Origin of the sequence: Pseudomonas triclosanedens (genome assembly GCF_026686735.1) — a bacterium.
GTDB lineage: Bacteria > Pseudomonadota > Gammaproteobacteria > Pseudomonadales > Pseudomonadaceae > Pseudomonas > Pseudomonas triclosanedens.
In genome coordinates this window covers 83385-95894 of the sequence record NZ_CP113432.1, presented here as the reverse complement: position 1 = coordinate 95894, position 12510 = coordinate 83385, and the positions used below count along the sequence as shown (strand labels likewise).

The window sequence follows — 12510 nt, the reverse complement described above, 5'->3', positions numbered from 1 at the left end:
TTGCTTTACTCTTCGCCGCCTGCTGCCCGGGTGGAGATGACTACACGCTGCACCGGTTTTTTTTCCCGAGCCTGTGTCTTTTCTCCCCGGGGAGATCGTCGGCAAGCATGAGAAAATTCTTCGTCATTCTTCGAGGCTGATACATGAACGATAAAACTCACGGTGAAGATCAGACCCACGAAAGCGCGGACGAAGCGCTGCGTCGAATCGTCGACGGCTTCCAGCACTTCCGCCAGGAGGTCTTCCCGCAGCAGGAAGAGTTGTTCAAGAAGCTGGCCCACGCGCAGAACCCGCGTGCGATGTTCATCACCTGTGCCGATTCGCGCATCGTTCCCGAACTGATTACCCACAGTTCGCCAGGCGACCTGTTCGTGACCCGCAACGTCGGTAACGTGGTGCCGCCGTACGGCCAGATGAACGGCGGTGTCTCGACCGCCATCGAGTTCGCGGTCATGGCGCTGGGTGTGCAGCACATCATCGTCTGCGGCCACTCCGACTGCGGTGCGATGAAAGCCGTGCTGAACCCGCAGACCCTGGAAAGCATGCCGACCGTCAAGGCCTGGCTGCGCCATGCCGAGGTCGCCCGCACCGTGGTGGCGCAGACTTGCGGCTGCGCCACCCACGAGCACCTGGGCATCCTGACCGAGGAGAACGTGGTCGCCCAGCTCGACCACCTGAAGACCCACCCGTCCGTCGCCGCGCGCCTGGCCAGCGGCCAGTTGTTCATCCACGGCTGGGTCTATGACATCGAGACCAGCGAGATCAAGGCATACGACGCCGGCGAAGGCCGCTTCCGCCCGCTCGACGGCAAGGGCCCGATTCCGATGGCCACGCCGCGTCCGCGCTATTCGTCGAGCTGATCGGGCAACCGGGACCGGGGCGTGTGTGCTGGCCACGTCCCCGGCAACTCATACGCCACCGGCGCGCACTCTGGCGCCCTCGCGCCGCAATGGCGCAGGTCCGGCCGCTATGCTGAGTTGCCGACGGCTCCCGCCAGTTGATCAGCCCAGGCGCAATTCCACGCCGAACTGCTTCGACAGGCACGGCCACTGCTGCCACGCCATGATCACTTGCGGGTCGTTCAGGCGCGCGCGGTAGCTGACGGCGGATTCGGCGCTGAATGTGCTCTCGTCGAGCATGCCGTTGACGGCGTGATGCACCGCTTCGTCGAGCTGGTTGGCGAAGGGTTCGCCGATCAACTGATGCGCTACCAGGTTGGCCACCGTGGTATCCAGCGGGATCAGCGGCTGGCTGAAGTGGGCGATGTAGCGATCATTCACTTCCTCGACCAGGCGATGCGCAAGGTACGCCTCATCCAGCAGGGCATCCAGGCCGTCGTGCCCATCCAGCAGCGTCGGCGGGGTCAGGAAGAACTGCTCGGCCAGTTTGAGCACCGGCTTGATACGGTCTTCGATGCCGGCGGCGCGGGCCACTGAATTGGCAGCGTCGAGGAAGTCCGGCACCTGCTCGATATAGGCATGCACGAAGCGCGTCAGCGTTCCGCTGGCATCTTCCCCGGCCAGGCTGATGCTGGGGTGCAACCCTTCGAGCTGGGACTGGATCAACCGGGACAAGTGCCCGTGGCGGGATTCGAGGAGATGGGCGTTCTGGATCAGCTCACGCAGCGCAGCGGTGTTCATGACAACTCCAAGACTACGGGTTTTGGAAAGTGAAGAAAGACCTTAGCCGTCGTCCGGCAGCAGCTAAGACGCGATTGTCATAATCATGAAGTGTTTATGCCGACGAGGCATATCACACCGCCAGCATGGTACTCCAAAGCCGCGCCAGCCGCGGCTTTCAGATCACACTTCGGTATTGCAAAAGCGTTTTTTACTCTGCGTTGTTATGTCGCAACCCGTGTCTATACTCCGACTCGACACACGAAAAACCTGATGGACCCGGCCTGCCCTGCGTGCGCCGAGGCGATGACGGTCAAAGTAACGTTGTCTTGGCGGTCGCTCCCTTGGCCGTTGGCGAGTTCCGGCGTGCAGCCCTCTGGAATGGGGGTTAGCCGCAAGAGCACAAAGCCGGCGGGATAAAAACAAAGATAAGGGGAACCCGAATGCTGCGACATCCACGAGTCTGGATGGGCTTCCTTTTGCTCTTGGCTTTCAGCCAGGCAAACGCCGCCTGGACGGTCAACATGGCCCCCGGCGCGACGGAAGTGAGCCGTAACGTCTTCGACCTCCACATGACCATCTTCTGGATTTGCGTGGTCATCGGCATCATCGTGTTCGGCGCGATGTTCTGGTCGATGATCGTCCACCGCCGGTCCACCGGGCAGCAGCCCGCGCATTTCCACGAGAGCACCACGGTGGAAATCCTCTGGACGGTCATTCCTTTCCTGATCCTGGTAGTGATGGCCGTACCGGCCACCAAGACGCTGATCCACATGTACGACACCTCGGAGCCCGAGCTGGACGTGCAGATCACCGGCTACCAGTGGAAATGGCAGTACAAGTACCTGGGTCAGGACGTGGAGTTCTTCTCCAACCTCGCCACGCCACAGGACCAGATCCACAACAAGGCCGCCAAGGACGAGCACTACCTGCTCGAAGTGGACAACCCGCTGGTGCTGCCGGCCGGAGTCAAGGTGCGCTTCCTGGTCACTTCCAGCGATGTGATCCACTCCTGGTGGGTGCCGGCCTTCGCGGTCAAGCGCGACGCCATCCCCGGTTTCGTCAACGAAGCCTGGACCAGGGTTGACCAGCCCGGCGTCTACCGTGGCCAGTGCGCCGAGCTGTGCGGCAAGGATCACGGCTTCATGCCCATCGTGGTCGACGTGAAGTCCAAGCCCGACTTCGACAAGTGGCTGGCCGAGCGCAAGGAAGAGGCGGCCAAGCTCAAGGAGCTGACCAGCAAGGAATGGACGAAGGAAGAGCTGGTCGCGCGTGGCGACAAGGTCTACCACACCATCTGCGCCGCCTGTCACCAGCCCGAGGGCCAGGGCATGCCGCCGATGTTCCCGGCGCTCAAGGGCTCGAAGATCGTCACCGGGCCGAAGGAGCATCACCTGGAGACTGTATTCAACGGCGTCCAGGGCACGGCGATGGCGGCCTTCGGCAAGCAGCTCTCGGAGGTGGATCTCGCTGCGGTGATCACCTACGAGCGTAACGCCTGGGGCAACAACGACGGCGACATGGTGACCCCGCAAGAGGTCGTCGCCTTCAAGCAGAAACAACAATAAGGAGGCCGCGATGAGTGCTGTGATCGATCACCCCGACCATTCTCACGCCGGCGACCACCACCACGGCCCCGCCAAGGGCCTGATGCGCTGGGTTCTGACCACCAACCACAAGGATATCGGCACCCTCTACCTGTGGTTCAGCTTCTGCGCCTTCCTGCTCGGCGGCTCGTTCGCGATGGTGATCCGCGCCGAACTGTTCCAGCCCGGGCTGCAGATCGTCGACCCGGCGTTCTTCAATCAGATGACCACCATGCACGGGCTGGTGATGGTCTTCGGCGCGGTGATGCCGGCGTTCGTCGGCCTGGCCAACTGGATGGTGCCGCTGATGATCGGCGCCCCAGACATGGCCCTGCCGCGCATGAACAACTTCAGCTTCTGGCTGCTGCCGGCGGCGTTCGGGCTGCTGGTGAGCACCCTGTTCATGCCCGGCGGCGGCCCGAACTTCGGCTGGACCTTCTACGCGCCGCTCTCCACGACCTTCGCGCCGCACAGCGTGACGTTCTTCATCTTCGCCATCCACCTGATGGGCATGAGTTCGATCATGGGCGCGATCAACGTGATCGCCACCATCCTCAACCTGCGTGCCCCGGGCATGACACTGATGAAGATGCCGCTGTTCGTCTGGACCTGGCTGATCACCGCGTTCCTGCTGATCGCGGTGATGCCGGTGCTGGCGGGCTGCGTGACGATGATGCTGATGGACATCCACTTCGGCACCAGCTTCTTCAGCGCGGCCGGCGGCGGCGACCCGGTGCTGTTCCAGCATGTGTTCTGGTTCTTCGGCCACCCCGAGGTGTACATCATGATCCTGCCGGCGTTCGGCGCCGTCAGCTCGATCATCCCGGCCTTCAGCCGCAAACCGCTGTTCGGCTACACCTCGATGGTCTACGCCACCGCCTCGATCGCCTTCCTGTCCTTCGTGGTATGGGCGCACCACATGTTCGTGGTGGGCATCCCGCTGGTGGGCGAGCTGTTCTTCATGTACGCGACCATGCTGATCGCCGTGCCCACCGGGGTGAAGGTGTTCAACTGGGCGTCGACCATGTGGCAGGGCTCGCTGACCTTCGAGACGCCCATGCTGTTCGCCGTGGCCTTCGTCATCCTGTTCACCATCGGCGGATTCTCCGGCCTGATGCTGGCCATCGCCCCGGCGGACTTCCAGTACCAGGACACCTACTTCGTGGTGGCGCACTTCCACTACGTGCTGGTGCCCGGCGCGATCTTCGGCATCTTCGCCTCGGCCTATTACTGGCTGCCGAAATGGACCGGCCACATGTACGACGAGACTCTGGGCAAGCTGCACTTCTGGATGAGCTTCATCGGCATGAACCTGGCGTTCTTCCCGATGCACTTCGTGGGCCTCGCAGGCATGCCGCGGCGGATCCCGGACTACAACCTGCAGTTCGCCGACTTCAACATGGTCTCGTCCATCGGCGCTTTCATGTTCGGCACCACGCAACTGCTCTTCCTGTTCATCGTCATCAAGTGCATCCGCGGCGGCAAGCCGGCACCTGCGAAGCCGTGGGACGGCGCCGAAGGGCTGGAGTGGACCATTCCATCGCCAGCGCCGTACCACACCTTCAGCACACCGCCCGAGGTCAAGTGACCAGGCTCGCGCAGGAGCGGGCTCCCAGGTACGGAGCCCTCTGCTGCGAAAGGAGGACGACGAAATGAGCGACGGCAACATCGAAACACGCAGGCTGGTGACCCGGCTGGTGGTCGCCGTGGTCGCCATGTTCGCCTTCGGCTTTGCCCTGGTGCCGCTGTACGACGTGATGTGCAAGGCACTGGGCATCAACGGCAAGACTTCCGGCAGCGCCTACCAGGGCGACGGCCAGGTGGTCGACCAGTCGCGCCAGGTGAAGATTCAGTTCGTCGCCAACAACAACATCGACATGGTCTGGGAATTCCACCCAGAACAGGAAGAGCTGGTGGTGCATCCGGGCGCGGTGAACCAGATGCTGTTCGTCGCCCGCAACCCCACCGGCAAGCCGATGACCGCCCAGGCGATCCCGAGCATTGCGCCGTCGGTGGCTGCCACCTATTTCCACAAGACCGAATGCTTCTGCTTCACCCAGCAGGTGCTGCAGCCGGGCGAGCGCATCGAAATGCCGGTGCGTTTCATCGTCGACCGCGACCTGCCCAAGGATGTGCGTCACCTGACGCTTGCTTACACGCTGTTCGACATCACCGCCCGCAAGCCCCCCGTGGCCAGCAACGATCGCTGAAGGGAGAACAACAAAAATGGCAACCCACGAACCCTATTACGTCCCCGCGCAGAGCAAGTGGCCGATCATCGCCACCATCGGCATGCTGGTGACGATGTTCGGCGTCGGCACCTGGATGAACGACATGAGCGCCGGCAAGGAGCACTCCCACGGCCCGTGGATCTTCTTCGCCGGCGGGCTGATCCTCGCCTACATGCTGTTCGGCTGGTTCGGCAATGTCATCAAGGAAAGCCGCGGCGGGCTCTACAGCCCGCAGATGGACCGCTCGTTCCGCTGGGGCATGAGCTGGTTCATCTTCTCCGAGGTGATGTTCTTCGCGGCCTTCTTCGGCGCGCTGTTCTACGTGCGCCACTTCGTCAACCCGTGGCTGGGCGGCGAAGGCCATCACGGCATCTCGCACATGCTCTGGCCGCAGTTCGAAACCGGCTGGCCGCAGCTCAGCAACCCGGACAACAAACTTTTCCCGCCGCCAAGGGAAGTGATCGATCCGTGGAAGCTGCCGCTGATCAATACCCTGCTGCTGGTCACCTCCAGCTTCACCGTGACCTTTGCCCACCACGCGCTGAAGAAGAACCATCGCGGCCCGCTGAAGATGTGGCTGGCGGCGACCGTTGCGCTGGGCGCGTGCTTCCTGGTGCTGCAGGCCTACGAATACCACGAGGCCTACAGCGAGCTGGGCCTGACCCTGGGCTCGGGCATCTACGGCGCCACTTTCTTCATGCTCACCGGCTTCCACGGCGCCCACGTGACCATCGGCGCGATCATGCTGAGCATCATGCTGATCCGCATCATTCGCGGGCACTTCGACGCCGACAAACATTTCGGCTTCGAGGCTGCCAGTTGGTACTGGCACTTCGTCGATGTGGTGTGGATCGGCCTGTTCATCTTCGTTTACGTGCTGTGACGCAGGATGCCGCGGGCCGCCGGCCCGCGGCGCGATGAAACATCAGAAATGCCAGGGAGCGGGGCTGGTCAGTTGACCACTGAAGAAGCCCCAGGCGATGAGGGCGAGAGTCAGGGCGGCGAGAGCGACACGGACGGTCAGCGCATTGACCACCCGGGAACCATGCCCTTCGTCCTTGACCAGGAAGAACAGGCCGCTGAACAGACTGATGACGGTCGCCAGCAACAACAAGACGATCGCGGCTTTGAGCATTGCCGGGCTCCTGTCCGCAGGGGACTGGGTTAAGGGGGTAACTTGCAGTATAGCCAGCACGCCACCGAGCACCGTTCGCGCCACGCGGCTCGCACCTTCCGGCCCGGCCTTGCGCCGACGCTGGTGGTGCTCGCGCTGCTGCCGGTGCTGATCGCGCTGGGTTGCTGGCAGCTCTCCCGCGCCAGCGAAAAACGCACCCTGCTCGCCGCCGCCGAGGCCCAACGCCAGCTGGACCCGATTTCCGCCGCCGAACTCGCGCGCCTGCCGCCGCGCAGCTATGTGCGCGTGCGTCTGCAGGGCCGCCTCGACGCCGAGCACAGCGTGCTGCTGGACAACCGTACCCGCAACGGCCAGGCCGGTGTCGAGGTGCTGCAACCTTTCTTCGATCGCGTCGGCCACCAGTGGCTGCTGGTCAATCGCGGCTGGGTAGCCTGGCCGGACCGCCGCGTGCCGCCGCAGATCGAAACCCCCATCCACGACCTGCTGCTGGATGCCTGGACCTACGTTCCGCCGACCGCCGGGCCTACCGCGCCGGTCGCCGGCTGGCCGCGCCTGGTCACTCAGGTAGATGCCCCGTTCCTCTGGGATCAGCTCGGCCGCGAAGGCAGCCCGCTGGAAATCCGCCTGGAGCCGGGCGACGCCGCTTTCGACACCGACTGGCCGATAGTCGCCATGCCACCGGAGCGCCACATCGGCTACGCCGTGCAGTGGTTCGCCCTGGCCATCGCACTCTCCGGTCTTTACCTCTACCTCGGCATCCGTCGCGCACGGGAGACCCACGACCATGACCGCCATGACCCTGCCTGACCCCTCCTCCCGCCGCCGTGGGCGGGTACAACTGCTGCTCATCCTCGGCATGGTGCTGGGGCCGATGCTGCTCGCCACCGCCATGTACAAGCTGCAGTTCTGGGTGCCCGAAGGCCGCGTCTACCACGGCGACCTGATCGCCACCGGGCAGACTCCGGCCGACCTCGGCGTGCAGGACGAAAAGCCCGGCGAGCGCTGGCAACTGCTGGTCACCGCCCCGGACACCTGCGCCAGCGATTGCCAGCAACTGGTCTATCTGGCGCGGCAGATCAACATCGGCCTTGGCCGCGAGGCCAGCCGCGCCGAACATGTACTCGCCTTCGCCAAGCCGCTGCCGGCCGAATTCGCCGGCCTGCTCGACAAGGACTACCCGCGCCTGCAGCGCCTGGGCCTGGCGCCCACCCAGCACACCGGCGCCAAGCCGCAACTGTGGATCGTCGACCCGCACGGCAATCTGGTGCTGCGCTACGACGCCGACGCCAATGGCAAGTCGATCCTCAAGGACCTGCAGTTACTGCTGAAGCTTTCCAATATTGGCTGAGACGTAGCCGGTCGAGACGCAGCCGGTGAGGCATCGCCGGCTGAACCACCGCCAGCCCCCGCAGAATAAAAAGACAGGGAGCGACGCATGATCCAGGCAAGACGCAAACCCGCTTTCTACGTCGCCGTACTGGCGACGGCGCTGGCCTTCGTGGTGATCCTGCTGGGCGCCTACACCCGCCTGACCCACGCCGGACTCGGCTGCCCGGACTGGCCCGGCTGCTATGGCTTCGTCCACGTGCCGATCAGCGAGGCACAACTGGCCCATGCCGAAATGCACTTCCCCGACACCCCGGTGGAGGCTCAGAAAGGCTGGAACGAGATGATCCACCGCTACTTCGCCGGCAGCCTCGGCCTTCTGATCCTCGGCCTGGCCGTGCATGCCATCGTGCGCCGTGGCCGCGATGGCCAGCCGCTGCGGCTGCCGCTGGCGCTGCTCGCGGTAGTGATTGCCCAGGCCGCTTTCGGCATGTGGACGGTAACACTCAAGCTCTGGCCGCAAGTGGTCACCGCGCACTTGCTGGGCGGCTTCACTACGCTGTCGCTGCTGTTCCTGCTCAGCCTGCGCCTGTCCGGTGCCTTCGCCCCGCTGCAATTGCCGGCACGCCTGCGGGCGCTGGCCGCATTCGCCCTGTTGCTGGTGGTGGGGCAGATCGCCCTGGGCGGCTGGGTCAGCAGCAACTATGCGGCGGTAGCCTGCGTCGACCTGCCGATGTGCCACGGGCAATGGTGGCCGGACATGGACTTCGCCAACGGCTTCCACCTTACCCAGCACATCGGCCCGAACTACCTCGGCGGGCAGCTCGACAGCGATGCCCGCACGGCGATTCACATGACCCATCGCATGGGAGCGATCTGTGTGACGGCAGTGCTTCTGCTGCTGGCCTGGAACCTCCAGCGCCACGGTCTGATCGGCATCACCGCGCTGATGCTGCTGGGGTTGTCGCTGCAGGTCGGCCTTGGCATCAGCAACGTGCTGCTGCATCTGCCGCTACCGGTGGCCGTGGCCCACAACGGCGGCGGCGCGTTCCTGCTGCTGATGCTGGTCCTGGTGAACTACCGGGTACGCGCGCCCGCGACGCAACGCGTCGAGTTGCCCGCCAGCAGCCCGATCGTCCTGGAAGCCCTCGACCGGCCGGTGGCCTACCCCTCGCAAGGTTGAGCATGACGGCCGGCAATGCGCCGGCCCCAATTCACCCAGACAGCACGAAGACGGAGACATCGACATGGCCAGTGTCATCAGCACTACCAGCCAACCCGGCTGGCGCGACCTGCTCGAGCTGACCAAGCCCAAGGTCGTTCTGCTCATGCTGATCACCTCGCTGATCGGCATGCTGCTGGCGACCAAGGCCGGCGTTGCCTGGCAGGTACTGGTATTCGGCAACCTCGGCATCGGCCTGTGCGCGGGCGCAGCCGCGGCGGTGAACCACGTGGTGGATCGGCGCATCGACTCGATCATGGCGCGCACCCACAAGCGCCCCCTGGCCGAAGGACGCGTCTCGCCGCCAGTGGCGCTGGGCTTTGCGATGCTGCTGGCAGTCGCCGGAATGGCGGTGCTGCTGGTCTTCACCAACCCGCTTACCGCCTGGCTGACCCTCGCGTCGCTGCTCGGCTATGCGGCGCTCTACACAGGCTTCCTCAAGCGCGCCACGCCGCAGAACATCGTCATCGGAGGACTCGCCGGCGCTGCCCCGCCGCTGTTGGGCTGGGTCGCGGTGACCGGCCAGGTTTCCGCCGAGCCGCTGCTGCTGGTGCTGATCATCTTCGCCTGGACCCCGCCGCACTTCTGGGCGCTGTGCCTGCACCGCAAGGACGAATACGCCAAGGCCGACATCCCGATGCTGCCGGTCACCCACGGCGAGCACTACACCAAGCTGCACATCCTGCTCTACACCCTGGTGCTGTTCGCGGTCAGCCTGATGCCCTTCGCCATCCACATGAGCGGCATCGTCTACCTGCTCTGCGCCCTGCTCCTGGGCGCACGCTTCCTGGACTGGGCCTGGGCGCTCTACTGCGGCAGCCGACCCCATGCGGCGATCAGGACCTTCAAGTACTCTATCGCCTACCTGTTCCTGCTGTTCATCGCGCTGCTGGTGGACCACTACCTGCCGCTGCACCTGAACTACTGAGCCCGGATCGCCGGCCGACCCGCTCCCGCAAGGGCGGGTCAGTTCGCGAAACGTCGCTCGCTCCAGACGTCCCGACCCACGAGAGCCCCATGTCCCGAGTCAACAAGACCGTCTTCATCCTCGTCGCCATCGTCGCCCTGATCCTCGGCCTCACCGTGCACAAGGTGCTCACCCAGAAGCACCAGCTCGACCCGACCGCGCTGCTGGACGCCGGCATCGTGATCCTGCCGCAGACCCGCAGCGTTCCCGACCTGACCTTCACCGACCAGGACAGCCAGCCGTTCCAGACCGGCAGCCTGAAGGGCAAGTGGTCCTTGCTGTTCTTCGGCTACACCTTCTGCCCGGACGTCTGCCCCACCACCCTGGCGCAACTGCGCGAGCTACAGACCAAGCTGCCGCCGGAAATGGCGAAGAATCTGCAGGTGGTATTCGTCAGCGTCGACCCGCACCGCGATACCGCGCCGCGCATCAAGGAGTACCTCGGCTTCTTCAACGCCGGCTTCAAGGGCATCACCGGCGCCGAAGAGAACGTGCAGAAGCTCGCCAATGCCATGAGCATCCCCTACATCCCCGCCGATACCAGCAAGCCCAACTACACCGTCGACCACAGCGGCAACCTGGTCATCATCGGCCCGGACGGCACCCAGCACGGCTTCATCCGCGCGCCGCTGCGCAACGACAAGCTGGCTGCGCAATTACCCAGTGTGATCGGCACCACAAACTGACCCCCGCGACACTGCGTCTCACCCCCCAACGGCCACCCGCACACGGTGGCCGTTGTTTTTTCTGCGTCATTCGTCACTCAGTCAAGCAAGGCCAAACTTTCTGCTGAACCTCGCTCCCGAGCGCTGATGCTTTGTAACACGCGGCCTTGAAGCCTCTTGCGATTTTTCCTGACCCCGTAGTCAATGTAAAAAATCTGCTACAGGAAATCAGACATCAGTAATGACTCATACTCCATATTAGAAACATTAATTAACACCTATGCTTGAGCCTGTTGCAGGATTACCGGGCCTTTCGGTGGGTATGGGGAGCCTCTGATGGGTGGTCATTCACGGCGAGGATGACATTTCCATCCGGTCACAATAGGCAATTAGGCTAAAAGCCAGCGCCCAAGCGGTCTCGTCCGCAACCGGAAAACTATCGGTCCAAACATGACTTGTAGTTATCGCTTCGTACCACTCCAGAACTTCTTGATGCCCTCCAGGTTCGATTGCAAAATGCCGCGGCCACCGGGTCACCCGCCCGGCCACTAGAACAAGAAAAGACCGTTGCCAGTTCGATAACCCGGGTCGCCAACGTAGTAGCCCGGACAATCCCAGGATCACGCAGGAGATTTGCAAGTGCAGATCGGTGTACCCCTCGAGACCCAAGCCGGTGAGACGCGGGTCGCAGCAACGCCGGAGACGGTCAAGAAACTGATCGGGCAGGGCCATCAGGTCATCATCCAGAGCGGTGCCGGCGTCAGCGCCAGCCAGCCGGATGCAGCCTACGAAGCCGTTGGCGCGAAGATCGGCACTGCCGCCGATGCGTTCGGCGCGGAACTGGTCCTGAAAGTCGTCGCGCCCAGCGAAAGCGAACTGGCGCAGATGAAACCCGGTGCCGTGCTGATCGGCATGCTCAACCCCTTCAACAACGAGAACATCGCCCGCATGGCCGAACGCGGCATCACCGCCTTCGCCCTGGAAGCCGCGCCGCGTACTTCCCGCGCGCAAAGCCTGGACGTGCTCTCCTCCCAGGCCAACATCGCCGGCTACAAGGCCGTGATGCTCGCTGCCAACCACTATCCGCGCTTCATGCCCATGCTGATGACCGCCGCCGGCACCGTTAAGGCCGCCCGCGTGCTGATCCTCGGCGCCGGCGTTGCCGGCCTGCAGGCCATCGCAACGGCCAAGCGCCTGGGTGCGGTGATCGAGGCGTCGGACGTGCGCCCGGCAGTGAAGGAACAGATCGAGTCCCTCGGCGCCAAGTTCGTCGACGTGCCCTACGAGACCGACGAAGAGCGCGAGTGCGCCGAAGGCGTGGGCGGTTATGCCCGCCCGATGCCGGCCTCGTGGATGGAGCGCCAGGCAAAGGCCGTGCACGAGCGCGCCAAGCAGTCGGACATCGTCATCACCACCGCGCTGATCCCGGGCCGCAAGGCGCCGACCCTGCTGCATGAGGCGACCGTCGCCGAAATGAAGCCGGGCTCGGTGGTCATCGACCTTGCGGCATCGCAAGGCGGCAACTGCCCGCTGACCGAGGCCGACCAGGTGGTGGTCAAGCACGGCGTGACCATCGTCGGCCTGAGCAACCTGGCCGCGCTGGTACCGGCGGACGCCTCGGCGCTCTACGCACGCAACCTGCTCGACTTCCTCAAGCTCACCCTGACCGCCGAAGGCTTCACGGTGAACCTGGAAGACGACATCGTCGCCGCGTGCCTGATGTGCCGCGACGGCCAGATCGTGCGCAAGAACGGTTGAC

At 64.1% G+C, this 12510-nt stretch carries 13 protein-coding genes; 11 read left to right on the top strand and 2 right to left on the bottom strand.

Going from position 1 to position 12510, the window contains the following annotated elements:
* Nucleotides 1-143 precede the first annotated feature (143 nt).
* Nucleotides 144-860, top strand: a complete 717-nt coding sequence (locus tag OU419_RS00470) for a carbonic anhydrase (protein WP_254469785.1) — start codon at nt 144-146, stop codon at nt 858-860.
* 141 nt (nt 861-1001) lie between these two features.
* On the opposite strand, the gene OU419_RS00465 is transcribed toward OU419_RS00470, so the two are convergent.
* On the bottom strand, nt 1002-1640 hold the full coding sequence (locus OU419_RS00465) for a hypothetical protein (protein ID WP_254469784.1): 639 nt from the start codon (nt 1638-1640) through the stop codon (nt 1002-1004).
* 422 nt (nt 1641-2062) lie between these two features.
* Here OU419_RS00465 and coxB point away from each other — a divergent pair, with 422 nt between their 5' ends.
* The 4 genes from coxB (at nt 2063) to OU419_RS00445 (ending at nt 6319) form a co-directional block, all read left to right on the top strand.
* Nucleotides 2063-3187 (top strand): cytochrome c oxidase subunit II, encoded by a 1125-nt coding sequence (gene coxB / locus OU419_RS00460; protein ID WP_254469783.1) that lies wholly within the window; start codon nt 2063-2065, stop codon nt 3185-3187.
* 10 nt (nt 3188-3197) lie between these two features.
* Nucleotides 3198-4793: a cytochrome c oxidase subunit I gene (ctaD, locus tag OU419_RS00455; protein ID WP_254469782.1), complete on the top strand. Its 1596-nt coding sequence runs from the start codon at nt 3198-3200 to the stop codon at nt 4791-4793.
* Nucleotides 4794-4857: 64 nt separating this feature from the next.
* Nucleotides 4858-5415, top strand: coding sequence for a cytochrome c oxidase assembly protein (locus OU419_RS00450; RefSeq protein ID WP_254469781.1), 558 nt, complete (start codon nt 4858-4860; stop codon nt 5413-5415).
* 16 nt (nt 5416-5431) lie between these two features.
* Complete coding sequence (locus OU419_RS00445; RefSeq protein WP_254469780.1) at nt 5432-6319, top strand: cytochrome c oxidase subunit 3; 888 nt, start codon at nt 5432-5434, stop codon at nt 6317-6319.
* 42 nt (nt 6320-6361) lie between these two features.
* Here the strand turns inward: OU419_RS00445 and OU419_RS00440 are convergent, their stop codons facing one another.
* Nucleotides 6362-6571 carry a twin transmembrane helix small protein gene (locus tag OU419_RS00440; protein WP_254469779.1) on the bottom strand — a complete coding sequence of 70 codons (210 nt, stop codon included), beginning with the start codon at nt 6569-6571 and terminating at the stop codon, nt 6362-6364.
* Between the two features lie 42 nt (nt 6572-6613).
* On the opposite strand from OU419_RS00440, the gene OU419_RS00435 reads away from it, so the two are divergent.
* From OU419_RS00435 to OU419_RS00410, 6 genes are all read left to right on the top strand, one after another.
* On the top strand, nt 6614-7378 hold the full coding sequence (locus OU419_RS00435) for an SURF1 family protein (protein ID WP_254469778.1): 765 nt from the start codon (nt 6614-6616) through the stop codon (nt 7376-7378).
* Nucleotides 7356-7919, top strand: coding sequence for a hypothetical protein (locus OU419_RS00430; protein WP_254469777.1), 564 nt, complete (start codon nt 7356-7358; stop codon nt 7917-7919). Before OU419_RS00435 ends, OU419_RS00430 begins: the two co-directional genes overlap by 23 nt.
* Before the next feature lie 87 nt (nt 7920-8006).
* Nucleotides 8007-9080 (top strand): COX15/CtaA family protein, encoded by a 1074-nt coding sequence (locus OU419_RS00425; protein WP_254469776.1) that lies wholly within the window; start codon nt 8007-8009, stop codon nt 9078-9080.
* A gap of 64 nt (nt 9081-9144) precedes the next feature.
* Nucleotides 9145-10047, top strand: coding sequence for a heme o synthase (cyoE, locus tag OU419_RS00420; RefSeq protein ID WP_254469775.1), 903 nt, complete (start codon nt 9145-9147; stop codon nt 10045-10047).
* A gap of 89 nt (nt 10048-10136) precedes the next feature.
* On the top strand, nt 10137-10772 hold the full coding sequence (locus OU419_RS00415) for an SCO family protein (protein ID WP_254469774.1): 636 nt from the start codon (nt 10137-10139) through the stop codon (nt 10770-10772).
* A 618-nt stretch (nt 10773-11390) separates the two neighbouring features.
* Entirely contained in the window at nt 11391-12509 is a 1119-nt protein-coding gene (locus tag OU419_RS00410; protein WP_254469773.1) for a Re/Si-specific NAD(P)(+) transhydrogenase subunit alpha, read from the top strand.
* Nucleotide 12510 lies beyond the last annotated feature (1 nt).

Bases quoted from the DNA above. Each gene is read 5' to 3' on its own strand.
- OU419_RS00470 (WP_254469785.1), top strand. From the start codon at position 144: ATGAACGATAAAACTCACGGTGAAGATCAGACCCACGAAAGCGCGGAC.
- OU419_RS00465 (WP_254469784.1), bottom strand. From the start codon at position 1,640: ATGAACACCGCTGCGCTGCGTGAGCTGATCCAGAACGCCCATCTCCTC.
- coxB (WP_254469783.1), top strand. From the start codon at position 2,063: ATGCTGCGACATCCACGAGTCTGGATGGGCTTCCTTTTGCTCTTGGCT.
- ctaD (WP_254469782.1), top strand. From the start codon at position 3,198: ATGAGTGCTGTGATCGATCACCCCGACCATTCTCACGCCGGCGACCAC.
- OU419_RS00450 (WP_254469781.1), top strand. From the start codon at position 4,858: ATGAGCGACGGCAACATCGAAACACGCAGGCTGGTGACCCGGCTGGTG.
- OU419_RS00445 (WP_254469780.1), top strand. From the start codon at position 5,432: ATGGCAACCCACGAACCCTATTACGTCCCCGCGCAGAGCAAGTGGCCG.
- OU419_RS00440 (WP_254469779.1), bottom strand. From the start codon at position 6,571: ATGCTCAAAGCCGCGATCGTCTTGTTGTTGCTGGCGACCGTCATCAGT.
- OU419_RS00430 (WP_254469777.1), top strand. From the start codon at position 7,356: ATGACCGCCATGACCCTGCCTGACCCCTCCTCCCGCCGCCGTGGGCGG.
- OU419_RS00425 (WP_254469776.1), top strand. From the start codon at position 8,007: ATGATCCAGGCAAGACGCAAACCCGCTTTCTACGTCGCCGTACTGGCG.
- cyoE (WP_254469775.1), top strand. From the start codon at position 9,145: ATGGCCAGTGTCATCAGCACTACCAGCCAACCCGGCTGGCGCGACCTG.
- OU419_RS00415 (WP_254469774.1), top strand. From the start codon at position 10,137: ATGTCCCGAGTCAACAAGACCGTCTTCATCCTCGTCGCCATCGTCGCC.